This is a genomic window from Legionella sp. 227 (assembly GCF_043161935.1).
GTDB lineage: Bacteria > Pseudomonadota > Gammaproteobacteria > Legionellales > Legionellaceae > Legionella > Legionella sheltonii.
This window is the reverse complement of sequence record NZ_CP171154.1, coordinates 3,616,060-3,640,799: the sequence shown is the minus strand read 5'-3', so window position 1 is coordinate 3,640,799 and position 24,740 is coordinate 3,616,060. Positions and strand designations below refer to the sequence as shown.

Below are 24,740 nucleotides of genomic sequence, written 5' to 3'. Positions count from 1 at the left end.
ATTAAAAATTCAATGGCAATATTACTCATTAATTAACCATGATGGAGTTAATTGCTTCATTATGGATTAATATTCATTAGCTGTTGAATCTAAATAAGAAAAAAGTATTTTGAAGGTGTTTTTAATGATTTGAAAACAGGGTACACTCGCTTTTTAGCGGACGTATTTTATTCGAATTTTGAAGTATGTTATTAAGGAGTAATAAGGAGTGAAAAATATGCACAAACCTTTAAGGACACTAGTTAATGCAGCTGTTATTAGTGTTCTAGCTGCTGCTGGTGGCGCTCATGCAGCTGGATTCTCTTTATACGGAGAAAGCGCTGGATATGCAGTTGGTAACTATGCCGCAGGTTCTGCAGCTGAAGCAGCCGACGCATCAACAGGCTGGTATAACCCTGCCGGTTTAGCTTTGCTTCGTGAGCAGCAAGTGGTTTTCGGTGGTATTGGCATATTTCCCACCCTGAAAATGGATGGCTCAAGTACATTTACTACTTCAACTGGTCTTCCTCCACCTTTCCCTCCTGTCGTTCAATACGTACAAAATTTCGAAGGAGTTGATGGCAGTTATGATGCGTTTGTTCCTTCATTCCATTATGCTTTGCCATTAGGTGAGCGTACTACTTTTGGTTTAAGTGTTACTGCTCCATTTGGATTAGCTACTGATTGGGCTCCTGATTCCCCAGTACGCTATTCCGCGACTTATACCGAAATTTTAACGACTAATATTTCGCCAGAATTGGGAACTCGACTGACTGAGCATTTTGCATTGGGAGCTGGTCTGGATCTGCAATGGGCGCGTGCAAAGTTTAATCAAATGATTGGTGCGCCGACTCTTTTCTTGCTTCTGCAAGAAGATCCCGCTAAGGTTGATTCTTTAAGTTATAACAAAGCTTCATCTTGGGGCGTTGGATTCCATGTCGGTGCGATGGGAATGTTTAATGACAACCACACTCGCATAGGTCTTAATTATCAATCCAGAGTGCGCCATGTTTTCTATGGACATAGTCGCTTATCCGGAATATTGGCTAATAATAATTTTGAATTGGTTTTTCCAATATTGCCTCCTTCAGCATCCCGTACAAATGATGACTTATTTAGTAACCCACAAGAATTCCCAGATGTGGTTACATTAAGTGCTTATCAAGACATCAATGACAAATTGGCCTTATTAGGTTCGGTTGTCTATACCGGCTGGGGTGTGTTTAAAAACATCCAATTAAATAATGTTGCGGTACCCAATATTGGAGCACCACCATTTTTTAATGTGACTCAAGCAAATATTGATAGTAATGTAATCCAAGATTACCATGATTCTTGGCGTGTTGCTTTGGGTGCCAATTATTGGGTAAACCCAAAATTAATGCTTCGTTTGGGTGGTGGTTATGATCAGACCCCTACAAATGATACGTTTAGAAATATTCGCTTACCTGACGTGGATCGTTGGGCTATTGCTGTTGGTGCTCATTATCAATGGCGACCCAATGTTGGTGTTGACGTAGGCTATACTCATTTGTTTGCTGGGTCTAGACCAGATGTTGATTCCTCCCAGGCTCTTTCAACAACCTCTGTATACAATGTAGATATTGATGGCGGTCATTTTGCTGCTGATCTAGTGGGTGCTCAATTGACATGGGTTATTGATAAAGTGCCTGAAGCACCAACAAAATAAATAGTTCAGACATTCTGAATAGTAAAAAGCCACTTTATGTGGCTTTTTTATTTTATGAATTAATGTGTCCAGTTATCAGCCTATTACGCATAAACATCATTCCATGGGTAGAGGAGGCAATGTGCTACCAGCGTTATTGATATTAAATCAAGAGATCCTTTGTTGTAAAATCCTCAGGATGTCGAGGCGGTGAGGAATTTCTAATGTATCTTGGGGGCAGGGCCGTTTTGCTATTTGTTACTTAATTTTATGATTTATCGATAGGTGAATACCGAGATGGAGGCGAGCTCCGCCCCCTAGAGTATATGGAAATTTATCCTTTGTTTATAGTCGCTTCACCAGGTCCATTTACGGTCAGCGTATATCCATTCTTTGATAAATATTTTGGAGTAATATCACCAGAATCAAGATCCATATGAACCTCACCTACTTCTACTGGATTAGAAGTATTAGTAGCCATTTTAATTACTGCTGTACATTGTTTGCCAGTTGTATGTCCATAGCAGGCTAATTTTACGAGATTCCAATAAACTTTTTGTGTTGAATTGCCAGCAGTTGGGTACGCAGAAGGAACGCCTGCTATATAAGCATTTGATTCTTCTGGGGTATTATTGTGAGTGACTAGATAAGCTGGACTTGCAAAAGCTGTGACAGCACTTAAACTTAAAGCAATTGCTGAAAAACCTTTAAATAATAAATTCATTATATCTTTTTCTCCGTTTAATTATAAATGATTGGTTCGTGTTGTCCTTTTCAATCTCTAAAGCAAACTTAATGTTCTAAACCAATCGACTTTTCTACATCGTAAAACGCACCAAGAGTATATCGCAAAATATCTTAGTGTCTATCACCATCAGTCTTAGGCCATTTAATAGCTTACTAAGACTTAAGTTTTTTAGGAAAATTTATTCTGAGATATTAAACGTGCGATATCTTTAGCAAAGTAAGAAATAATAAAATCCGCCCCAGCACGCTTTATCGCAGTTAAGCTCTCTATGATGGCGTGTTCTTCATTGATGAGTTGGTTTTGGGCGGCTATTTTAATCATTGAATATTCACCACTTACCTGATAAGCACAAAGGGGCACCTCAGGGAAATGTTGCTTGAGTCTTGCGATAACATCCAGGTAAAATCCGGCCGGTTTAACCATCATCATATCAGCACCTTCCTCCAGGTCTAATGCGGTTTCTCTTAAAGCTTCAGCACCATTGGCGGGATCCATTTGATAGCTCTTGCGATTGCCAAATTTGGGTGCTCCCTGTGCGGCCTCTCTAAAAGGTCCATACAGGCAAGAGCAATATTTCGCACTGTAACTTAATATAGGGATATGCTGATATCCTTGGGCATCTAATGCATTACGAATCGCATGGACCATCCCATCCGTCATTCCGCTAGGCGCGACCCAATCAGCACCAGCTTTTGCATGACTTACAGCTTGTTTTGCAAGAAAAGTTAATGTCTTATCGGTATCAATACATTCGCCATTGAGTACACCACAATGTCCATGATCTGTGTACTCACAAAAACAAAGATCAGTAATAATTAAGATGTCTTTATTCACAGTGCGAATTTTTTTTATCGCTTTTTGAATGATGCCTTCATCATTGAATGATTCACTGCCGTATGCATCTTTATGTTTAGGAATACCAAATAGCAGGACTGCAGGAATACCTAAAGAACTAAGTAATTCAATTTCCTGAGGAAGGCAATCGAGGCTTAATTGAAATTGACCAGGCATAGCACTTATTTCTTGAGGCTCATGAATGAGTTCGCTAATAAATAAAGGAGCGATAAATTGCTGAGGATGCAACCGTGTTTCTTTAACTAAAGCACGAGACATCGCATTGCTTCTTAAACGAGTCAATCTTAAGGGAATGGTGTAATCGGTCATGGAATTGATCCTGTTATTTGTTCATTTTTGTAAGGCTCGTAGTGAAGAGCCAAAATAAAAGTGGAGGTATTTTAACATAACTCATGTAGCGTGAGTGAAAATGCATGGAATTCGAGTTGCGAAATTTCCCCATCCCGATAAAGGGATCTCCGTGCGAAGCAGGGGTGTTATGATGGGAGAACCCTCGCTACGCTCGGATCGCTTGATTACTTCAAGAGATGAGGCAGATGATAACCAATTTAGTATTTCCTTTTTTTAATTTTCTTATTTGAGGTATACAAAAAATCAATGGCGCTACTGGTATCACTGTTGCTTATTTGAATACTAAAAAATCTGTTGAGTAAATATCTGAGGGTCAACATATTGGTATCTGTTTGTGAGAGACCAATGTTATAGCTTAAATAAAGGCGTTTTGAGAGCGATTTACCAACCACCAATGAAGTTGTGTCACTTGAGGTGTTCGTGATTTGATTGTAATTCGTATTGGTTTGCACATTAAAATCAATACCTGCAGTTTGTTTGAGTTGCTCTAAAAGTTGGAGGCTGTTGGTATTACTTCCCAAGTTCATCGACGATATCGCTGCGAGCAGCAATTGTCCTCCAGCCTTATTGGCCTGATTTGCTGGTCGCCTTAGAACAAGCATGGAAAGAATATCAGCTTGAGAAAGAACAGCAGGCTCAGAAAATAGTTGAATTTTCGGACGAGTTAACCGACCTGTTACTTCCACTCCTAAAGTCATGGTTTCCCCATAATTAATGTTTTGCAGGTTCGTACTATTAAAGTCTAAAAGTTGGCTGGAGCTGGCAAAGGTTGTGGGAGAAATACTAATTTTTTTTGCTGCACGCACATTAATTTCTGGAGTAGAAATCGGTCCTCCAGTAAAAATGAGTTGTCCTTGTTGTATCGCTAAATCTTGTCCATAAGCCTTATAAGTACCGTTTCTAACTGATAATTCTCCATATGCATTAATTGAATTCTGTTGCGATTGTTTTACATGCAGTGTTCCATCCAAATTCCCTTTTAATCCTTTAACATTGATGGCCACTTCTTTACCCATTTCAAGATCAATATCCATGCCGTTAATTAGTGTAAAGGAGGGGGATGCTTTCTCTTTACGCTTATAAACTACGTCATCGGGTAATGAAATACTGTTGTGGAATGAGCGAGGTTGAATTTCAGCATAAGGAACCAAAATGGTACCCGAAAGAGTTTGGGTTGTTGGTGTGATATTCAGATTAAGTTTTGGGGAAATATGGATTTTATATTCGCTGGTTTGAACCAATGGAAAATTTTCTCCTTCTAGAGTGAAATTCCCCATAAATTGGGTACTTAAATTTCCTTTTCCGCTAAGTGATAAATGATGGCCTGCAGAGACTACCGAACCTATTGCTTCCCAGGATCGTTGTTTACCGTGTACATTCATCTCAAGTGCATCAAGATGAAGTCCTATTTTAGGCAATGAAAGGCTGGTTTTACTGAGTATGAGTCGACTTTCAATAGTATTTTTATTCAAAGTACCGCTTATTTTTAATGAGGCAACCAATTGTCCTTTTAAGTTATTAATTTCTGGACTGATTTTTTGTAAAAAGTCCAATGAGCTTACATTCAATGATAATTCACCGTTTATGGGTTGGTTGTCTTTTAAGCCAGTATCAAGAGCAAATTTAGGTAGTTTAAATTCCAGTTTTAAATTTTTATGGTCATCAATGGCCAAAGTGCCAGTACCTTTAAGCTGTTCAGGTGAAAGGATGATTTTTAGAGAGCCCCCCTTAAATTGCAGACGAGGGAGGGTATCCTTATTAGGTGTTTGGTAAAAACCGGGATGTATCTTGAGTAGTAAGTGTCCCTGATTTTTAGCGCTGGTCTCCCCTTGAGCAGATAAATTGGTGTATAAGCCAGTATGCTGACTCGATACCGTGTCAGGTTGCGTCAGATTCCCATCGAATGTCCATTGCCATGGGAATCTTCCACGAATATTTGCATCCATCAGCCAATGATCATTGGGGGAAGTGTTTGCTTTAGAGTGTAAGTTAATTTGCATGTTAGGTAAGACGCCAGTCGCGGTGATTGTTCCCTTTTCACTAGCCATGACTTTATCTTGTGCTTTGTACCATTGCATGCCATGCCATTGAGCAGTTATTAATTGGCTTTCTCGCAGAGAATGAGGCTGCCATTGAACGTCTAGTTGTTCTATTTTTAATTTAGAAGATTTATTTTGATACTCAATTCCGCTCAAGACAAAATGATTTAATAAACTGCCCTCAATTTGTTGCACTTTAATAGTGCCTGGTAGATACAAATGGCTGAATTGAATGAGGGATCTTAAACCTGACTTTGTTTCTAATAAAAATAAGGCTATCCCTGCAAATAAAATAATAAATAAACAGCTAACATAAAGGATCTTAACTAAAATTCGGAGCGTTTTTAGCAGGAATCGCTTCATAAGTCGGGTCCCATGCTGATCACCAAACGTGGGCTATTGCTATCGCGCTGCCATCGGCCATTAATTGCCTGTGCTAATCCTACTTTAATTGGACCTACAGGTGAAACCCACATTAAACCACCGCCTGCATCATAATAACTTTTTAGAGGAGTTGGATTGTAAATCGCTCCTGCATCATAAAATGCAATTAAGTACCAATTTTTTTTGGTTTCTTTTTGAATTTCAAAACCAGCGTAACTTATTATTCTACTTGGACCTATTGAATTAAAACTAAACGCTTTTAAATTATCCGTTCCTCCTAAAAGTAATGCAAGTGATAAAGGCTGCTGGTTAATATTATTAATTGCAGTAAATCCTTGAATTGCATGTCCATAAAGGCGTAAGCGGAGTGGTTCGATTCGCATTGCAGCTTTCATGTCTAATGAAGCTTGAGCAAAATTAATAGTCGATAAAAGGATTTGATTCGCAGCAAGACCATTAATGGTGATGTTATATCCGGAGGGTGAGAAGAGGAGACCTTGAGTTTTGCTCCAGGTAATAGTTGCCTTGGGATACAGTAAAAATTGTTTTGTATTTTGTTGAAGTGCGTAATGAAATCCTTCGTAAAGCGAGTTTATAGATAAAGTACGTTGATAATTGGTTATTCGATGTTGTTGGGCAAGTGAGATAAGAAACGAATTACTGTATCCCGCACTGTAGTTTAAATTTGAAAAATTGCCTGTAAGTGTGTATTGATCCTGAATGGGGTTTTTCCCAGGAATAACATACTGGGCCTGTAATGCGTTTTGCACAAAAGAACCTTGAGCCATGAGATTGAATTTATGTCCTTGGCGATTGACGGGTATTACATGCAAAGCAGCACGACCACGAACGCCCGTATCTGTTCCATAACCCGCACCAAGAGTATAAGAGTATTTAGATACAGGCTCGGTATAAATTTGTACAGGTACTGTTGGGTTTTCGGTAATTTGTGGCTTTACAAGTACCGAACTAAAATATCCGCTATTTGATAAATCATTATTTAACTGGAGTACTTTATCACCAGAATAGACTTGTCCAGGGTGAAAAGGAACAAAACGGTGCAATAAGGCTGGATTAATGTATGTAGGATTAAATTGAACTTGCCCAAAATAAAAAAGAGGGCCCGTGTCAAGAATTAGGGTGATTTCTGCTGTATAGTTCTCTTCATCAATTAAAATTTCACTTTTTTTAAAGCCTGCACGCATATAACCTTGGTTTTCTGCTGTATCAAGCAGTTTTAATTTGGTTTGCTCGTATTGTTCGGTAAAAAGAGGGGCTCCAGGAGCGAGCGGTATATTTTTTATTGCATCCCGCAACATGCGGTTATGTGAACCTTCCCCGAGCAGCTCAATTTTAAGTCGCGAAATCATGACTTGAGGACCAGCATGAATAATAACAGTCAACTGATGAGCGTCAGGTCTTTGTAGTTTCACTTCCGCTTTAAAATAACCAAAAGGTTGAATTGCCTGAATGACATGTTCTTGTAACTCATCTAAGCTGAATTGGGCAAGGGGTTTTAATTTTTGTAATTCATTCAAACGTTTTTCAACATTGGCTTCGACTTTTCCAGAAACTCCAGAAATTGTAATTGATACTGAATCATTGCTTTGAGCAAATAATGCAAAACAGGTAATGAGAAGTATCAGATAAATGAGTTTTTTCACGATAGTCTCAATACTCGTTTCACTTAAAATGTCCTCTTGATTTGCATAGGAATCATTTTTAAGAATATACACTTATTCGACATATAAAGGCTAGGCATCAACTGTTTCCATACTCTTGAATCGATATATCAAATCAAGAGCCTCTCTTGCAGTTAATCGATCCGGATCAATTTGAGCCAGTTCGCGTAAAATGGGTGATTGGGGTTGCACTTGGACTGATGTGTGTATTGGAGTGGCTGAGGGATTCTGATTTTGAATATGATTTAAGTGCGCATGAGCGATTGTTAAAACCTCAGCAGGTATCCCAGCAAGTTCTGCTACTTCAAGTCCATAACTTCGATTCGCATGTCCTGGTTCGACTCGATATAAAAAGATAATCCGACCAGATTCCAAGGATGCTTGTAAATGAACATTCCGAACGCAAGGCCATTGTTGGGGAAGATTGGTTAACTCAAAGTAATGTGTGGAAAATAAAGTATATGCTTTAATGGTCGTGGCGAGATAAGCGCAGCTGGCATAAGCCAAAGCCATACCATCATAGGTACTGGTACCGCGGCCAATTTCATCAATTAAAACAAGGCTCTCATGAGTTGCCTGTCTTAAAATTTGTGCCGTTTCCGTCATTTCTACCATAAAAGTTGAACGACCGGAGGCTAAATCGTCACTGGCGCCTATACGGGTAAAAATTCTATCGATAGGGCCTAAAGTTACTGACTTAGCAGGTACGAAACTGCCAATATGAGCTAATAGCACAATTAAAGCGGTTTGTCGCATGTAAGTTGATTTACCGCCCATGTTGGGCCCGGTAATGAGCAATATATTTTGCGATGGTTTGAGTTGTAGGTCATTCGCGATGAAGCGTTCTTGCAGTAACTGCTCAATTACTGGATGACGGCCTGCTTCAATAGAAATTTGTGACTCAGGTACTAGAGTAGGGCAACACCAATTGAAACTTTGAGCCCGTTCTGCAAGAGTTGCTAATACATCCAATTTGGCCAGTGCTTGTGCTAAAAGCGTTAATTCGTGTATATGGTTCTGGATTTCGATCAATAGATTTTCATAGAGCCATTTTTCCCGCGCCAAAGCCTTAACTTGTGCTGACAACACTTTCTCTTCAAATTGCTTTAACTCTGGGGTGATATATCGCTCCACATTTTTTAAGGTTTGCTTTCTGTGGTAATGAGGAGGTGCTTTTTCTGATTGGCCTTTTGATAGCTCGATGTAATATCCCTGTACGTTATTGAAGCCAAATTTCAGACTTGACAGACCAGTTTTTTGTTTTTCTTCTTGTTCTAAATGGATAAGTTTATCATTGGCACGCGTACTGAGGATTCTGAGCTCATCCAATTCTTCATCAAAACCTGGGGCGATCACCCCGCCATCACGAATCAATACGGGAGGATTTTCTATAATCGCTGTCGCAAGTATTTGCTGGAGTACAGGTAACGGTTTAATATGTCTTTTTAATTGAACTATGAGCTCGCTTTGGTGATGAGTAAGTACGGTATTCAATTCTGGAAGTAATGCTAAAGTATGACTCAACGCAACCAAATCACGTGGACGAGCTGATTTTAAAGCAATACGCGAGACAATCCGTTCTACATCACAAGTTTGTCGCAACAACTCATGGAGTGACATGCTTTGTTGCAATTGCATGATTTCCAGTACGGCATTCTGTCGAGCTTTAATTAGGTTATGTTGTTTCAGCGGTCTTCCTAACCAACGCTTGAGTAAACGACTGCCCATGGGACATGCGGTTTTATCCAACAACGATAACAAACTGTTTTCATGGCTGCCGCTCATATTTTCAAATAATTCCAGATGTTTTTGGGTCGAGGCATCCAGTTGCAAGTAATCATGGGTATGTTCAAGCGTCATTGTTGTTAAATGGGGAAGAGCTTGTTTTTGTGTCGTATGTAAATAAGATAATAAAGCACCCGCGGCAATAAGGGCATTAGTATGATCTTGCTCACCGAACGCTCTAAGATCATGTACTGCAAATTGCTCACATAAAAGTTTTTTAGCATGATCAATGTGAAATTCCCAACCTGGTCTCATTTTAATTGGGAAATTCAGGCAGTATTCTTCCAAGGGAGATGTTTCTTGTAAAAGTAATTCAGCAGGCTGCAACCGTGTTAGCTCCGCGCTAAGCTGATTCGTTTCGGTTAATTCCAGTAAATGAAAACGGCCACTACTGAGCTCAACCCAGGCAAGGCCAATTTTTTGTTTTTGGTGATGGATTGCCAGTAATAAATTATCTTTTTTAGCATCTAAAAGTGCTTCATCAGTCACTGTTCCTGGAGTAATAATACGAGTAACTTGGCGTTCAACAGGTCCCTTGCTGGTTGCAGGATCCCCTATTTGTTCGCAGATTGCTACTGATTCACCTTTTTTAATCAATCGTGCTAGATAATTCTCCACTGCATGATAAGGAACGCCGGCCATAGGAATTGGTTTGTCAGCAGATTGACCGCGATGGGTCAAAGTGAGATCCAACAATTGTGACGCACGTTTGGCATCATCAAAAAATAATTCATAAAAATCGCCCATACGATAGAACAAGAGCATATCAGGGTATTCTGATTTTATGCGTAAATACTGTTGCATCATTGGTGTATGGGAAGTGGTCATGAAGGTTTTTTATTTGAGTGGAAAGTGGGGCGATTTTAGCAAAATCATTCAAGGTAGAGTAGAGGCTTTAGAAGGAAGAGCATGTGGATAGCCAAATCCGCTTAATGAAGAAAAAGATTAGGTCGCGGAAACGTGGCAATTAACTAGTTTGCCATAATGTAATTTCTATTTGGGTAATGAGTCTATAAAGCCAAAAAAGCCTGAGCTAGAGACACAAAAGGAAGCAATTATTTTTACATAATTGTCGTGACAAACTTCAATAAATAACCCTAGCTTCAAGAGTAGAATCTGGGATATTATCAATTACTTATCATGGAATGGCAAAGGAAAATGCTATGTTAACTGCGAAGGATGTTAAGTCTGTTGAGGCCGCAAAACAAATTATTGAAGAGCGAAATCTCACTCATGTCAAGGTTGGTTTATTTGATGTGGATGGGGTGATGCTTGGCAAATATATGAGCCGTAATAAATTCTTCTCGGCTCTGGACAATGGTTTTTCTTTTTGTGATGTAATCTTAGGTTGGGATTCCAAAGATAAACTTTATGATAATGGGAAATATACCGGGTGGCACACTGGTTATCCCGACACTTCAGTACGCATTTTGCCAGAGACATGCCGAGATCTTGTTTTTGAAGAGAATCAACTGTTATTTATGGCGGAATTTTCAGGGGAAGCAGAGAATTTATGTCCGCGAGCATTGCTTCGCCGAATTATTAATAAAGCAGATTCGATGGGATTTGACGCTTATGCAGCCCTGGAATATGAATTCTTCATGTTTGATGAAACGCCTGAAAGTATACGCTCTAAAGGTTTTCGTGATTTAAAACCCATGACCCCTGATTTTTTTGGTTACTCAATGATTCGAAATACCGTTCATTCGGAATTATATCATCAAATCCTCAATATGAGTGAGATTATGGATTTTCCTATTGAAGGTTTGCATGCTGAAACAGGTCCAGGGGTAATAGAAGCAGCGATTGCTGTAGATAAAGCTGCAGAAGCCGGCGATAAGGCTGCATTATTTAAGACCTTCATGAAGGTCTTAGCACAACGAAACAATAAAATAGCAACCTTTATGGCTAAATGGTCACCACACTATCCAGGACAAAGTGGACACATCCACCTGTCCTTACGTCATAAAAATAATAGGGGTAGCGCTTTTTTCGACCCTACAATGCAATATAACATGAGTAAAATTCAAAGACATTTCGTGGCAGGACAACAAAAACTCATGCCCGAATTTTTAGCCATGGTTTCTCCTACTGTGAATAGCTTTTCTCGACTCATTCCAGGTTTTTGGGCCCCAACAGATGCGACATGGGGGGTAGAGAATCGTACCACAGCATTACGCGTTATTCCGGGAAGTGATAAGTCACAGCGTGTTGAGTATCGTTTAGGTTCTGCTGATTCGAATCCTTATTTGGCTTTGGCAGCAGCTTTGGGATCAGGTTTGTATGGAATTGAGCATGAACTGGAGCCCTATCCAGAAATTAAAGGTAATTCTTATTCGCAACAGCATCAATCGGAGCTCGCTTTGCCACGAACCCTGTGGGAAGCTGCTACTCGTCTAAGGGAATCGCGAGCTGCCCATACCTTATTTGGCGAAGCATTTGTTGAGCATTTTGCTGCCTCTCGCGAATGGGAAGAGCGTGAGTTTCGTCGTCATATTACCGATTGGGAATTGGATCGCTATTTTGAAATTATTTAACTTGGATTTTCCAGATCATGAATGAGACATTAAAAACCTATTCACCTATAGATAATTCACTTTATGTGGAGCGAACTTTTGCTCAAGACGATGCGATCCAATTGACATTGGAACGTGCATCAAGCGCCAAAAAACAATGGGCTAATACCTCCCTGACTGAGCGTGAGCATTATTGCCACGCTGCAGTAGATGCTCTAGTTGCCAATAAGGAAGAGATCGCCTGGGAAATCTGTTGGCAAATGGGAAGGCCAATTCGCTATGCTCCAGGGGAGATTAATGGCTTTGAGGAGCGTGCTCGATATATGATTGCTGCCGCAAGTGCTGCACTCTCGCCGATTAGATTGCCTGAAAAAGCAGGTTTTATTCGTTACATCAAACGCGAGCCACTAGGACTCGCTTTTGTCATAGCGCCCTGGAATTATCCTTACCTTACCGCTGTGAATGCAATTATCCCAGCCATAATGGCTGGGAATGTAGTCTTGCTGAAGCATTCAGCGCAAACGCCGCTGGTTGCAGAGCGATTTGCTCAGGCATTTAAAGCAGCAAATCTCCCAGAAGGGGTTTTCCAATATTTGCATCTGACTCATGCAGACACAGAAAGGGTTTTACGTCACCCAGCAATCAATCACGTTGCTTTTACCGGTTCTGTTGCGGGTGGTGAGATGGTGGAACGTGTAACTGCCGGGCGTTTTTTGAGTGTTGGATTGGAACTTGGAGGAAAAGATCCGGGGTATGTTCGTTTTGATGCAGATATTGATCAAGCAGTAGAAACGCTGATAGATGGAGCGTTCTTTAATTCAGGTCAATCGTGTTGCGGTATTGAGCGCATTTACGTTCACAAAGATGTTTATGAGCAATTTGTGAATAAAGCGGTAGCATTGGTGATGCAATATAAACTTGGACGTCCTGATGATCCGGAGACTACTTTAGGACCACTCGTAAGGCCTTCTGCTGCGGAATTTGTTCGTGCTCAGATTCGAGAAGCAGTGGCACAAGGTGCTGTAGCGCATATTGATAGTCAAAAGTTTGTTATGGATCACCCAGGATCTGCATATATGGCACCCCAGATTTTAACGGAAGTAAACCATAAAATGAGGATAATGACGGAAGAAACATTTGGACCTGTGGTGGGTATCATGTCCGTTGACAGCGACGATGAAGCGATTGCGTTAATGAATGACAGTGATTACGGTTTAACGGCAGCTGTCTTTACTCAAGATATCGACCAGGGAGTCGCCATTGGTGAACAGCTTGAGACTGGAACATTTTTTATCAATCGTTGTGATTATCTGGATCCTGCTTTGGCCTGGACGGGAGTCAAAAACTCTGGGCGTGGATGTACACTTTCTGCTATAGGATATGAGGCATTGACCAGGCCTAAATCTTTTCATTTAAAAACAAACGATTAGGTTTTTTTATACAATTTGCAGCATTTTGTCCAAGAACTAAAATTGTAAACAAACCCCAGCAAGGGAGCTATAAATGAGTGCATTATCAATGAAAGCTAATTGGAATTATCCTACTTTGATAAGGGTAGGGGCGGGACGTGCACGCGAACTTACTGAAGCGTGCCGTACTCTGGGCATGAAATCCCCTCTGTTAGTCACAGACAGCAACCTTGCAAAATTACCGATGATTGAAACAGCATTAGCAGATTGTCGAGATGCGGGTTTACATGCTGCTTTGTTCACTGATGTAAAAGCGAACCCCACCGGTGAAAATGTTGCTGCTGGTGTAGATGCTTATCGAAGTGGTCAACATGATGGGGTTATTGCTTTTGGGGGCGGCTCAGCTTTAGATGCTGCGAAAGCAATTGCATTAATGGTTGGCCAAACTCGTCCTCTATGGGATTTTGAAGACATAGGAGATAATTGGCGAGGTGTCAATGTTGCCGGTATAGCGCCTGTTATTGCCTTGCCAAGCACAGCCGGCACTGGTTCAGAAGTTGGGCGTGCTTCGGTTATAACCGATACACAACACCAACAAAAAAAGATAATTTTTCATCCAAAAATGTTACCTTCCATCGTTATTTTAGATCCAGAATTAACGGTTGCTTTACCACCGAAAATTACGGCAGCAACAGGTATGGATGCATTATCTCATTGCCTGGAGGCCTATTCAGCCCCCAATTATCATCCAATGGCTGAAGGGATTGCTCTTGAAGGTATCCGTTTAATCAAAGAACATTTGCCTCGAGTAATGCAAAATGGAAATGATTTAAATTCCAGGACACAAATGCTTGTTGCATCAATGATGGGAGCAACCGCATTCCAGCGTGGGTTAGGTGCAATGCATGCGCTCGCTCATCCTTTGGGCGCAATATATGATGCGCATCACGGTCGATTAAATGCTATTTTGATGCCTTATGTAGTGCAAGCCAATCGCTCAGAGATAGAACAAAAAATAGCGCGCCTAGCGTATTACTTAGAGATTGATAATGGATTTGATGGGTTTCTAGAATGGATACTGCAATTGCGCCGTGAACTAGGCATCGAACACAGCCTGGTTGAAATTGGCATCGATGCACGTGATGTGGCTCGTATTGCGACCATGGCGACTGAAGATCCCTCAGCGCAAAGTAATCCAATTCTTTTTGATGCGTTGCAATACAAAAACATTCTTACTGCCGCGATTCATGGAGATCCTCATCCTTTGTAGATGAAGCGATTATATTGGCAGAGGCGCCCTGAGGAATATCATGAATATTGGAATCTTACAATGCGATGAAGTAGAAAAAGGGTTGATAGCCATTCATGGTACGTACCCAGAGATGTATATTAAATTTCTACAGCAAGCAGAACCAAATTTAACCTTTAAAATTTATGATGTTCGTCAAGAGGAATTACCAAGCGATATCGATACTGCAGATGCCTATGTGATTACCGGTAGTCGTCACGGTGTCAACGATGGTTTTCTCTGGATTGCTGCGCTTGAAGAATTTGTTCGCCGTCTTCATGAGTCAAGAAAAAAAGTCATAGGGATTTGTTTTGGCCATCAGCTTATCGCGAAAGCATTAGGGGGGGCAGTCATTAAATCGCCTAAGGGCTGGGGGGTAGGAATGTCCGTAAATAAAATGACACAACATAAATCGTGGATGTCCCCATCCCTTAATCAACTTAACCTGCTCGTTAGCCATCAGGATCAAGTTGTAGTTCTTCCTTCAGAAGCAGAGGTTCTGGCCACAAGTGATTTTTGTCCCTTTTATATGCTGCAAATTCGTGACAACCTATTAACTGTTCAAGGTCATCCCGAGTTCAGTAAAAGCTATTCCCAAGCTTTGATTGAACTGCGTAAAAACAGACTTGGTATGGAAATAGTTGAGCGTGGATTACAATCATTACAGCAACCCTGTAATGATACCGTATTTGCCGAGTGGATTATTAATTTTTTGAACTTTTGAAATACATATTGTCACTGTTGTTGACTTTTTTATTGAAATATCAATAGGTCATGGTTGAATTTAAATTTATTTGCTAGAATCTAAAGGGATTTAAAAAAATATTAAATTTATAGGGAGAATGAAATGAATCGTTTCGCGTTAATTGCAGCTACTGGTTTTTTAGCACTCGCTTTAACTGCATGTGGTCAGCAAGGTAACAAACCTACTGCAGGAACTGAAAATACTACTACAACAACTCAACCAGCTCCAAATCAACCTGCTGGTGGAACTCAAAATCAAACGCAACACTAAGTCTTTAACCTGGGTGAAGGCGTAAGCCATAACCCAGGTTCCTTTAGGTATACTCATGAGTTCCTTTGATAGTCTCATCAAAGAAATTGCCGCCATTTTAAAGAAAAAGAACTGGCAATTAGTTACGGCTGAATCATGTACTGGCGGACTTGTCGCAAGTTATCTTACAGAAATTCCCGGAAGTTCTATTTGGTTTGAACGCGGATTTGTTACCTACAGTAATTTAGCTAAAGAGGAATTGTTGTCTGTTCCTAAGCAATTAATTGAGGAATATGGCGCAGTGAGTGAGCCTGTTGCCCAAGCTATGGCGACTGGTGCTTTACTACACAGCGCGGGACATGTTGCCGTATCCGTTACGGGCATTGCTGGCCCAGATGGAGGCAGTCTTGAGAAGCCTGTGGGAACCGTGTGCTTTGGTTGGGCCGCTAAAGACATGAATCCTAAAGTAGTAAAAAAACAACTTACCGGAAATCGACAAGAGATACGCCTGGCTGCATGCAAAGTGGCATTATCAGGCATTCTTTCTTACATCAAAGATTAATAGATTAAGAGTATGAGTTTGCTTGGAGGCAAAACAGCTCATGCTTATCTCAAAGAAATAAATATTCATTCTCTTAATTGTTTACTCACTATGAGTTGGCTTGTTGTCTATAATTTAAACAATAGACAGAGTAGACCATGGAGGGCTTATGCATACATTCAATAGCGGAAATAAGATAACGGTTTATAAGACAGGTGATCGAGATCTTACAGTAGTCAAGGGAGTCTCAGGGGTGCTCTACCCATTCTACAAATCATCAGGTGTTAATAGTGGAAGCAGTGAAACCTGGTTTCCCTGGATGGGCTACTTAGAGCATCACCCTCTTAGTAAAACAGATCCCACGTTTAATAATAAACTCTACATGGTCAAACCCGTTGAGAGAACTTTATCGGAGGAGTCAAAAGGAATTATCAGAAATCACCTTGGAGCATTGGCCGATACTTTTATTAGTCGTATGGGCAATGATGAAGCATTAGCGATTTCTTGTTCTTTTGGTGGCGGAGAGTGGGATAAAGAGAAACATCCAGGATTTCGTAATGATATATTGAGTGCTTTTTCAACAAAAAAATTCGTTCTGCCTATTAAAGAGGAAGACATTCTTTATAAAGAGGCCATTATGGAGAGCATACCCGAAGTAGAGAAAGATGAAGTAGTGGATTTTGTGGGTAAAGGATATGAAGGTCAAATTATGAATTCCCATGCAAAAATGGCTACTCATGTGGAAAATATTATTGCTCAGGAATCAGATAAATATGTCTCATCCTATTCAATTCAGGACGAACAAAGGTTCCCTACTACTGAGGAGATTGCTCCACTTGGACATGCTCGAGAATTAAGGGAAAAATATGTAGGGTCAATACTTAAGGTAGTTGGGGAGCACCGACCAGAAAGAGAACAAGAAAAAGCGAAGCTAGAAAAAAAGCTTGGTTTAGATGGAGATGAGATTGAAGGGGGTATAAAGTTTAACTAAAGCAAAATAGGGCTGTTTTAATTTTGGTTCATCTAAATCAGTGTTAAAGCAGCCGTTTGTGCAATTATTGCATTATAAATTATCCTAAAGATGAGAAATGGGGCTGGTAGATCGCTTAGCCCCCATTTTACTTCATACAGCTCTAAGTGTTTTTTTACGCTCTATGCTTGGACAAAAAACTTTTTTAAACCGGTGAATCAATTTGCTGCTTATTCTTATCTGTGTGATAATTTTACCCTTGCATAAACTACCTGGAAAATATTATGGAAGAAAATAAACAAAAAGCATTATCAGCCGCCCTCTCGCAAATTGAACGTCAATTCGGTAAAGGCTCAGTGATGCGTATGGGCGACAGCACCGTATCTCGAGATATCGAAGCCATTTCAACAGGGTCTTTAGGATTAGACATTGCATTGGGAATTGGTGGATTACCTAAAGGACGTATTGTTGAAATTTATGGACCAGAGTCCTCTGGTAAAACAACACTCACATTGCAAGTTATTGCCGAGTGTCAAAAAATGGGTGGAACAGCCGCATTTATTGATGCAGAACATGCTTTAGATCCAAGCTATGCGCAAAAACTGGGTGTTAATGTGGATGAGTTACTGGTTTCTCAGCCAGATACCGGGGAACAAGCACTGGAAATTACCGATATGTTGGTACGCTCAGCCGCAGTGGATGTAATTATTGTCGACTCTGTTGCTGCGTTGACTCCCAAAGCGGAAATTGAAGGAGAAATGGGGGATTCTCATGTTGGTTTACAAGCTCGACTCATGTCACAAGCTTTACGTAAATTGACTGCCAATATTAAACGCTCCAATACCCTAGTTATTTTTATTAACCAGATTCGTATGAAAATTGGTGTCATGTTTGGCAGCCCTGAAACAACTACGGGTGGTAATGCACTGAAATTCTATGCTTCTGTTCGCTTAGATATTCGCCGTATCGGGTCAATTAAGAAAGGTGAGGAAATCTTAGGTAGTGAAACACGAGTTAAAGTAGTGAAGAATAAAGTGGCACCACCATTCAAGATGACGGAATTTGATATTCTCTACAATGAAGGAATTTCCCGTGAAAGTGAAATTATCAATTTGGGTGTTCAACTCAATCTAATTGAAAAATCTGGAGCTTGGTACAGCTATAAAGGAGAGAAGATTGGCCAAGGCAAAGATAATGTGCGTTTATACTTGAAAGATAACCCTCAAGTTGCAGCTACTCTTGAGCAGCAAATTCGTACTGAGCTTTTAGAGAAAAAGCTGCCTATGCTTGCGTCAGCCAGTGCGGAAGAGTTTGAGGCTGTTGATGACTAAAGCTTTTGATAGTGCTGTGCGCCTACTGTCCAGGCGCGAGCACAGTGCACTTGAGCTTTGTGAAAAATTGAAACAAAAAGGATATAGTGCCACAGAAGTAAAAGAAGCATTGGATGAATGTCTACGCTTGGATTTACAATGTGATCGACGTTTTGTAGAAGTATACAGTCGTTCACGTATACGTCAGGGTTATGGACCTTTAAAAATAAGTCAGGAATTGAGTAGTAAAGGAATTGATAGGGAATTAATTCAGCAATTCTTACACCATGAAGAGGATAATTGGTTGACTTATGCTTTGGATGTTTGGAATAAAAAAAGCAAAGGACAACTTGATTTATCTTTTGACGAATTGCAAAAACAACAGCGTTTTTTGCTGTATCGTGGATTTGGAATGGATACCATTGTTCAAGTGAAAAAAGAATTGAAAAAATAAAAATGAAATCGTAGTCTTGAGGAAAAAAACCGCTGTGTAGCCCGGATTAGCGCAGCATAATCGGGAGCTCCGATCCTAATACGGGGCTACAAGTGGAGAGCCATCGCCAGGTTCGTGATGATGAAGCGTTCCGCTGCGCCGCCCCAGGTTATGATTAAAAATTAAAATTAACTCAAATTGGTGTTGATTAGAAAATGAAAAGTTCTGAAATTAGAAAAGCCTTCTTTGATTATTTCACACAACGTGGTCATCAACTCGTGGAATCCAGCTCTTTAATTCCTGCAAATGATCCTACTTTATTATTTACCAATGCAGGTATGGTGCAATTTAAGGATTTATTTTTAGGACTTGAAACACGTTCTTATCAACGAGCTGTTACTGCACAACGGTGTGTGCGTGCTGGTGGAAAACACAATGATTTGGAAAATGTGGGTTATACCGCAAGGCACCATACTTTTTTTGAAATGTTGGGTAATTTTAGTTTTGGCGATTATTTCAAGCGAGAAGCCATAAAATTTGCTTGGGAATTTTTAACTCAAGTTCTGCGTTTACCCGAAGAGCGTTTGTGGGTGACTGTTTATAAAGAAGATCAGGAAGCAGAAGATATTTGGTTAAAAGAAATGAAGGTTTCCCCTACACGCTTTTCACGATGTGGTGAAAAAGATAATTTTTGGTCCATGGGGGATACTGGTCCTTGTGGCCCTTGCACTGAAATTTTTTATGATCATGGTCCTGAAATCCCAGGTGGTCCTCCAGGAAGCCCTGATGAAGATGGGGATCGATATATAGAAATTTGGAACCTGGTATTCATGCAGTTTAATCGGGATAAGGATGGAAACCTACATCCGCTACCCAAACCTTCTGTGGATACAGGTATGGGTCTCGAGCGACTCGCAGCAGTAGTGCAAGGCGTACACAGCAACTATGAAATAGACAGTTTCCAGTATTTAATAAAATCTATTGCAAAACTTGCTGATATTGCCGATTTAAACCATACCTCGTTAAAAGTAATTGCTGATCATATTCGTTCTTGTGCGTTTTTAATTGCTGATGGAGTAATTCCAGGCAATGAAGGCCGCGGGTATGTGCTGAGAAGAATAATTCGAAGAGCGATAAGACATGGTAATAAGTTAGGTTTGCCAACTCCATTTTTTTCTAAATTGGTAGAGCCTTTAATTGAAGTCATGGGAGATGCTTATCCTGAATTGATAAAATATAAGGCGCATATAGAAAAAATTCTTAATCAAGAAGAGAATCAATTCGCTCGTACTCTGGATCAAGGTTTACGCTTATTGCAAGAACAAATGCATTCTCTTGGTGGCCATGAAATATCAGGGGAAATCGCATTTAAGCTGTATGATACTTATGGTTTTCCTGTTGATTTAACTGCCGATATCGCCAGAGAACAAGGTCTCTATGTGGATATGGATGGTTTTAATCAATTGATGCAACAGCAACGCGAACAATCGCAGGCAGCCAGTCAATTTAGCGTCGATTACAGTACTAGTGCTCCATTGGATTACCAATCTGATTTTCATGGGTATGAGAAAAAAGAGATGGAGTCCAAAATTATTGCCTTGGTTCAGGATGGAACAGAAGTGAACTCTTTAAACGAAGGCATCAAGGGCGCTATAGTCCTTGATCATACACCGTTTTATGCAGAGAGTGGGGGACAAGTAGGCGATAAAGGATTCTTAACAGGACCAGGTTTTAGTTTTCGTGTCGATGACACACAAAAGAAAGCTCAAGCCATTGTGCATTATGGAGAAGTAGTCGAAGGTACTGCGACCCTGGATCAGTTAGTTAAAGCGCAAATCGATAACGAACGTCGAGAGGCAATTCGTTTAAATCATACTGCAACTCATTTGTTGCACGCAGCACTTAAAACAGTCGTCGGGCCACAAGTCCAGCAAAAAGGTTCATTAGTTGATGCAGAGCGCGCGCGTTTTGACTTTTCTCATTTTGAATCATTAACTGCGGAACAAGTACAAGCAATTGAACAATTAGTCAATGACCAAATTCGTGCAAATAATGAAGTTGTAACCCAGATTATGGATATTGAGTCTGCTAAAAAAAGCGGTGCCGTCGCTCTTTTTGGGGAAAAATATACCGATAAAGTGCGTGTATTATCCATGGGCGAATTCTCTAAAGAACTTTGTGGCGGAACACATGCACGAAGGACGGGCGATATCGGGTTGTTTAAAATCGTTGCCGAATATGGGATTGCCAGTGGGGTACGACGTATCGAGCTGGTGACCGGTCGTTATGCTTTAATTTGGGTGAATGAACAACAGTTTTTGTTACGTGAATTAGCGTCTTTATTAAAAACCACAACCAATAATCTACCAGATAAAATCACGCAACTCATCTCTGAAAATAAAAGTTTGGAAAAAGAAATTACCAAATTACACAGCGAGAAAGTACAAAAATCAGGAGCTGATCTGGCCAATGAGGTAGAAAAAATCAATGGAATTAGTTTGCTTGTGAAACAATTGGAAGGAGCAGACAGTCAAACCATGCGCACTACTTTGGATCAATTGAAATCAAGACTTGATTCAGCTGTGATTGTTTTATTTACACTCGATGAAAATAAAATGAATGTGGTTGCTGGGGTGAGTAAAAATATTTTAGGCAAAGCTCCTGCTGCGGCCACTTTGGTAAGACATCTCTGCGGGAAAGGCGGTGGCCGGGATGATATGGCCCAAGGTGGCGGTGTTGCTCCGGATGACTTGGAGAAAAAGATAGAAGAAATTAGAGAAATGGTTCGCCATTCATAAATGAATTGGATGTAGCCTGGAATTTTTTCCAGGTTACTTTTGTAAATAAGCATATATAGGGAGATGACATGCGTTTTTTACAAGAGTTTAAACAGTTTGCCCTCAAGGGAAATGTAATTGATCTTTCTGTCGCAGTGGTTATTGGTGCTGCCTTTGGCAAAATTACGAGTTCATTAGTTAGTGGCATTGTCATGCCTTTGATAGGCCTATTATTAGGCGGAATCAATGTTGCAAATAAAACATTTACCGTCGGTGATGCGGTGGTGAAATGGGGCGAGTTTCTCCAGGCAGTGATTGATTTCACCATCATTTCTTTTTCAATTTTTATAGCAATTAAAATGATTTCTTTATTAAGGAAAAACGAAGAAAAGAAAGAAACGCCACCAACAAGGGAAGAAACTTTATTAGCTGAAATTCGGGATCTATTGAAGGAAAAAACAGGCCCTCAAAGCGAATAAGGTGTTTGTCAGTAATTTTCTATTGCGTGTCGCATGGTTGTAAGATGCCTTTGATTAGCACGGGTTGATCAGGGGCATTTAGCCCTCATCCCGAGGGTCAGATTATCCTCACATTTTTTGTCATCAGTCTGCAAAAATCTTAGTATTTGTAACTCTGCTATAATTTTAAGAAACAATCTTAATAAGGACAGTCATGAGTGGACTACTCAATTTAATTGCCGTAATTGTTATTTTTGGGGTAGTGTTATGGTTGATAGACACTTTTATCCCTATGCCTCCATCAATTAAAAGTCTGTTAAATGTGCTGGTACTTATTGTTCTAGTGATCTACATTTTACAATTTTTTGGATTGATAAAAACCATCTTGCCTATGATTAAGATCATAAAATAACTACATCTATTAGATATTTCTCATTGCCTGGGTGATGGCGAAGCCGTAACCCGGGTTCCACTAAAAATCGATAGGATTCAACATCAAATCTTGCCCATTTTTTTATATAGAAAAAATGGCACTCGAGTGATAATTGCCATAATCATTCGCCAGAAATGAGGATAATAAAATATCCTTTTTCTACGCATCAAAGCCTTCCAACAGGCTTTTGCACAAGACTCTGGTGGTGCAGCATAAAAAATTCCCGGAAGGCCATAGGTTTGTTTGGTGTCAATAAAGCCTAAGCGGGCGATGGTGATGTGTTGATTATTGTTGGCAGCCTGTTGTAGGCCTTGAAGATAAACTTCGATACTTGCTTTACTTGCACCATACAGACTGTTTTTGGAACGTCCTCTACATGCCGCAACGGAACTTAAAAAAAGTAAATGATGTTCTTTTTGCTGACGATTCAAATAGCTGTGGATGACTAAGGTAGTCGTTAGAATATTGAGTCTGATGAGGTGGGTTATTGTCTCGACATTAAGATGCTCGTTATCGGTGAAATCACTGTGGGCAATGAACAAATCCAATTCATTCTCAGTTGTTTTAAATGCAGTGATTAATGTATCGACCTGTTCCATCAGGTCCACAACAAGTACATCGCAATTTATTTTGTATCGAAGCATAATATCGTTGGCAATGATTTGGAGCTGCTTTTGTTGGCGTCCTACCAACAGTAATTGATGCCCCGAGCGAGCAACGATATGTGCAAATTTTTCGGCAATAATGGAGGTTGCGCCGAGTATCACCCAAGTTCTTTGCGTCATTTAACAATCCCTAATCGTTTTGCCAGATCAGAGTGCATTGTACAGCCATAATGGCCTAAAATCTGAGAAAATTGTTGATGATTCTCATACATGCTATGAAATTGTTGTTCATTCAAAAACAAATCCTTAGCTAAGTAAATTCGACCGTTAAGTTCAGTGATTCGCTGATTCATCGCCGATATTGCTTGTGTTGCCTGAGGATTATGAACGAAATCAACGGCTAAGGTAAATCCTGGTTTACAAAAAGAGAGTAAGCCCTCACCGGGTTGGGTAAACAACTTGAGGACTGCGAGAGTAGGGGTAGCTTTATTAATCCGCATTAATTCGATTAACTGCTCCAAAATAATTGCCGCATGATCGACATCAAATACAGCTTGGAATTGAAGCAATCCTTCAGGGCCATAAAGTCTATTCCAGTGCATGAGTTTATCAAGTGGATTATTAAATTGTTCCAGTGCTAATTTTTCTTGACCTTTTTTACTGGTAAAAAAATGCTGATTAAACAATTTCATATTCCATCGCTTGAGCAGAGAACATGGAATTTTAGGTACGGTATGGATCTTTGGTTTTTCTGCGTTGATTGGTTCACAATGATCCGCTGTAGAAAGAATGGCTCGAGGGGTGGAATTCAGAAGATCAAGCCAAGATACCTGATAGTCATGATGAATACCCTCGGCTACCATATATTCAGTTAATGCCTGGATGGATTCAAATTGCTTGTGTTCAGCATGAACAAAGCGAGGCGCTTTTTTTAGACGAAGTTCGGCTCGAGTAATAACACCGGTGAGTCCTAAGCCTGCAATGGTGGCATGAAATAAGTCGCCGTTTTCCTCACGGCTGCAATGAAGTTTTTTATTGCCTATGAGTAGATCAAATCCAAGGAGATGATGGCCAAAACTCCCAGATTGGTGATTGTTTTTTCCATGCACATCATGAGCAATTCCACCGGCTACGGTAGCATGAACGGTACCAGGAAGAACTGGAGGAATGAAATCAGGATGTACTAAAAATAAATCTTGGAGTGATACTCCAGCTTCACATACTATAATCCCGGTCTCATGATTAAAATCGATAAAATGATTCAGACGCGCAGTGTCGATAATCAAACCATCAGTATTAAAACAACTGTCGTTATAACTTAAGCCTGAGCCTCGTACGAGAATGTTTTGCTGAGGATTATGAGCAAGATAATCAGCAAGTTGCTCTTCATTATCTGGACGTATGCAAAACGATTGACTAAAGCGTGCACGGCTAAAATTAGTGAACTTTCTTGTTTTGCAGTGCATTTTTTCTTCATTCAATTATATTCTATACTAAGACTATAATTCATTTAG

The 24,740-nt window shown here is 40.1% G+C and carries 20 protein-coding genes; 13 read left to right on the top strand and 7 right to left on the bottom strand.

The features are described 5' to 3' along the window. Nucleotides 1-208 precede the first annotated feature (208 nt). Complete coding sequence (locus ACF8MK_RS15855; RefSeq protein ID WP_392537465.1) at nt 209-1,669, top strand: OmpP1/FadL family transporter; 1,461 nt, start codon at nt 209-211, stop codon at nt 1,667-1,669. 313 nt (nt 1,670-1,982) lie between these two features. On the opposite strand, the gene ACF8MK_RS15850 is transcribed toward ACF8MK_RS15855, so the two are convergent. The 5 genes from ACF8MK_RS15850 to mutS form a co-directional block, all read right to left on the bottom strand. After that, entirely contained in the window at nt 1,983-2,372 is a 390-nt protein-coding gene (locus ACF8MK_RS15850) for a hypothetical protein (protein WP_028381973.1), read from the bottom strand. A 192-nt stretch (nt 2,373-2,564) separates the two neighbouring features. Beyond that, the gene (hemB, locus tag ACF8MK_RS15845; protein ID WP_265702465.1) at nt 2,565-3,560 is read right to left on the bottom strand and encodes a porphobilinogen synthase; all 996 of its coding nucleotides are present in this window, start codon (nt 3,558-3,560) and stop codon (nt 2,565-2,567) included. A 239-nt stretch (nt 3,561-3,799) separates the two neighbouring features. Next, nucleotides 3,800-6,004, bottom strand: a complete 2,205-nt coding sequence (locus ACF8MK_RS15840; protein WP_392537464.1) for a translocation/assembly module TamB domain-containing protein — start codon at nt 6,002-6,004, stop codon at nt 3,800-3,802. Next, nucleotides 6,001-7,689 carry an autotransporter assembly complex family protein gene (locus tag ACF8MK_RS15835; protein WP_392537463.1) on the bottom strand — a complete coding sequence of 563 codons (1,689 nt, stop codon included), beginning with the start codon at nt 7,687-7,689 and terminating at the stop codon, nt 6,001-6,003. The genes ACF8MK_RS15840 and ACF8MK_RS15835 overlap by 4 nt, the downstream gene beginning before the upstream one ends. Before the next feature lie 90 nt (nt 7,690-7,779). Continuing rightward, nucleotides 7,780-10,320, bottom strand: coding sequence for a DNA mismatch repair protein MutS (gene mutS / locus ACF8MK_RS15830; protein WP_392537462.1), 2,541 nt, complete (start codon nt 10,318-10,320; stop codon nt 7,780-7,782). A 335-nt stretch (nt 10,321-10,655) separates the two neighbouring features. Here mutS and ACF8MK_RS15825 point away from each other — a divergent pair, with 335 nt between their 5' ends. From ACF8MK_RS15825 to ACF8MK_RS15770, 12 genes are all read left to right on the top strand, one after another. After that, on the top strand, nt 10,656-12,029 hold the full coding sequence (locus tag ACF8MK_RS15825; RefSeq protein ID WP_392537461.1) for a glutamine synthetase family protein: 1,374 nt from the start codon (nt 10,656-10,658) through the stop codon (nt 12,027-12,029). 17 nt (nt 12,030-12,046) lie between these two features. Then, nucleotides 12,047-13,438, top strand: coding sequence for an aldehyde dehydrogenase family protein (locus tag ACF8MK_RS15820; protein WP_392537460.1), 1,392 nt, complete (start codon nt 12,047-12,049; stop codon nt 13,436-13,438). A 73-nt stretch (nt 13,439-13,511) separates the two neighbouring features. Beyond that, the gene (locus tag ACF8MK_RS15815) at nt 13,512-14,687 is read left to right on the top strand and encodes an iron-containing alcohol dehydrogenase (RefSeq protein ID WP_392537459.1); all 1,176 of its coding nucleotides are present in this window, start codon (nt 13,512-13,514) and stop codon (nt 14,685-14,687) included. Between the two features lie 40 nt (nt 14,688-14,727). Continuing rightward, nucleotides 14,728-15,429 carry a GMP synthase gene (locus ACF8MK_RS15810; protein ID WP_392537458.1) on the top strand — a complete coding sequence of 234 codons (702 nt, stop codon included), beginning with the start codon at nt 14,728-14,730 and terminating at the stop codon, nt 15,427-15,429. Nucleotides 15,430-15,552: 123 nt separating this feature from the next. Continuing rightward, nucleotides 15,553-15,720: a hypothetical protein gene (locus ACF8MK_RS15805; RefSeq protein ID WP_265702454.1), complete on the top strand. Its 168-nt coding sequence runs from the start codon at nt 15,553-15,555 to the stop codon at nt 15,718-15,720. Between the two features lie 55 nt (nt 15,721-15,775). Further along, nucleotides 15,776-16,261: a CinA family protein gene (locus ACF8MK_RS15800; protein ID WP_392537457.1), complete on the top strand. Its 486-nt coding sequence runs from the start codon at nt 15,776-15,778 to the stop codon at nt 16,259-16,261. Between the two features lie 148 nt (nt 16,262-16,409). Then, nucleotides 16,410-17,231, top strand: coding sequence for a hypothetical protein (locus ACF8MK_RS15795; protein ID WP_392537456.1), 822 nt, complete (start codon nt 16,410-16,412; stop codon nt 17,229-17,231). Nucleotides 17,232-17,494: 263 nt separating this feature from the next. Next, nucleotides 17,495-18,541, top strand: a complete 1,047-nt coding sequence (gene recA, locus ACF8MK_RS15790) for a recombinase RecA (protein WP_028381962.1) — start codon at nt 17,495-17,497, stop codon at nt 18,539-18,541. Continuing rightward, entirely contained in the window at nt 18,534-18,974 is a 441-nt protein-coding gene (gene recX / locus ACF8MK_RS15785) for a recombination regulator RecX (protein WP_392537455.1), read from the top strand. The genes recA and recX overlap by 8 nt, the downstream gene beginning before the upstream one ends. A gap of 194 nt (nt 18,975-19,168) precedes the next feature. Next, entirely contained in the window at nt 19,169-21,751 is a 2,583-nt protein-coding gene (gene alaS, locus ACF8MK_RS15780) for an alanine--tRNA ligase (RefSeq protein WP_392537454.1), read from the top strand. Nucleotides 21,752-21,819: 68 nt separating this feature from the next. Then, complete coding sequence (mscL, locus tag ACF8MK_RS15775) at nt 21,820-22,209, top strand: large-conductance mechanosensitive channel protein MscL (RefSeq protein ID WP_265702447.1); 390 nt, start codon at nt 21,820-21,822, stop codon at nt 22,207-22,209. A 193-nt stretch (nt 22,210-22,402) separates the two neighbouring features. Then, nucleotides 22,403-22,600, top strand: a complete 198-nt coding sequence (locus ACF8MK_RS15770) for a Thivi_2564 family membrane protein (protein WP_265702445.1) — start codon at nt 22,403-22,405, stop codon at nt 22,598-22,600. Nucleotides 22,601-22,683: 83 nt separating this feature from the next. Here ACF8MK_RS15770 and ACF8MK_RS15765 read toward each other — a convergent pair whose 3' ends face one another. Together ACF8MK_RS15765 and ACF8MK_RS15760 are read right to left on the bottom strand one after the other, a co-directional pair. Continuing rightward, complete coding sequence (locus ACF8MK_RS15765; RefSeq protein WP_392537453.1) at nt 22,684-23,406, bottom strand: SDR family NAD(P)-dependent oxidoreductase; 723 nt, start codon at nt 23,404-23,406, stop codon at nt 22,684-22,686. Then, a complete protein-coding gene (locus ACF8MK_RS15760) occupies nt 23,403-24,692 on the bottom strand; it encodes an FAD-binding protein (RefSeq protein ID WP_392537452.1) in 1,290 nt (429 codons plus the stop codon). Before ACF8MK_RS15760 ends, ACF8MK_RS15765 begins: the two co-directional genes overlap by 4 nt. Nucleotides 24,693-24,740: the final 48 nt, after the last annotated feature.

Coding starts and splice junctions, on each gene's coding strand:
- ACF8MK_RS15850 (WP_028381973.1), bottom strand. CDS start 2,372: ATGAATTTATTATTTAAAGGTTTTTCAGCAATTGCTTTAAGTTTAAGT.
- hemB (WP_265702465.1), bottom strand. CDS start 3,560: ATGACCGATTACACCATTCCCTTAAGATTGACTCGTTTAAGAAGCAAT.
- ACF8MK_RS15840 (WP_392537464.1), bottom strand. CDS start 6,004: ATGAAGCGATTCCTGCTAAAAACGCTCCGAATTTTAGTTAAGATCCTT.
- mutS (WP_392537462.1), bottom strand. CDS start 10,320: ATGACCACTTCCCATACACCAATGATGCAACAGTATTTACGCATAAAA.
- ACF8MK_RS15825 (WP_392537461.1), top strand. CDS start 10,656: ATGTTAACTGCGAAGGATGTTAAGTCTGTTGAGGCCGCAAAACAAATT.
- ACF8MK_RS15820 (WP_392537460.1), top strand. CDS start 12,047: ATGAATGAGACATTAAAAACCTATTCACCTATAGATAATTCACTTTAT.
- ACF8MK_RS15815 (WP_392537459.1), top strand. CDS start 13,512: ATGAGTGCATTATCAATGAAAGCTAATTGGAATTATCCTACTTTGATA.
- ACF8MK_RS15810 (WP_392537458.1), top strand. CDS start 14,728: ATGAATATTGGAATCTTACAATGCGATGAAGTAGAAAAAGGGTTGATA.
- ACF8MK_RS15805 (WP_265702454.1), top strand. CDS start 15,553: ATGAATCGTTTCGCGTTAATTGCAGCTACTGGTTTTTTAGCACTCGCT.
- ACF8MK_RS15800 (WP_392537457.1), top strand. CDS start 15,776: ATGAGTTCCTTTGATAGTCTCATCAAAGAAATTGCCGCCATTTTAAAG.
- ACF8MK_RS15795 (WP_392537456.1), top strand. CDS start 16,410: ATGCATACATTCAATAGCGGAAATAAGATAACGGTTTATAAGACAGGT.
- recA (WP_028381962.1), top strand. CDS start 17,495: ATGGAAGAAAATAAACAAAAAGCATTATCAGCCGCCCTCTCGCAAATT.
- recX (WP_392537455.1), top strand. CDS start 18,534: ATGACTAAAGCTTTTGATAGTGCTGTGCGCCTACTGTCCAGGCGCGAG.
- alaS (WP_392537454.1), top strand. CDS start 19,169: ATGAAAAGTTCTGAAATTAGAAAAGCCTTCTTTGATTATTTCACACAA.
- mscL (WP_265702447.1), top strand. CDS start 21,820: ATGCGTTTTTTACAAGAGTTTAAACAGTTTGCCCTCAAGGGAAATGTA.
- ACF8MK_RS15770 (WP_265702445.1), top strand. CDS start 22,403: ATGAGTGGACTACTCAATTTAATTGCCGTAATTGTTATTTTTGGGGTA.
- ACF8MK_RS15765 (WP_392537453.1), bottom strand. CDS start 23,406: ATGACGCAAAGAACTTGGGTGATACTCGGCGCAACCTCCATTATTGCC.
- ACF8MK_RS15760 (WP_392537452.1), bottom strand. CDS start 24,692: ATGCACTGCAAAACAAGAAAGTTCACTAATTTTAGCCGTGCACGCTTT.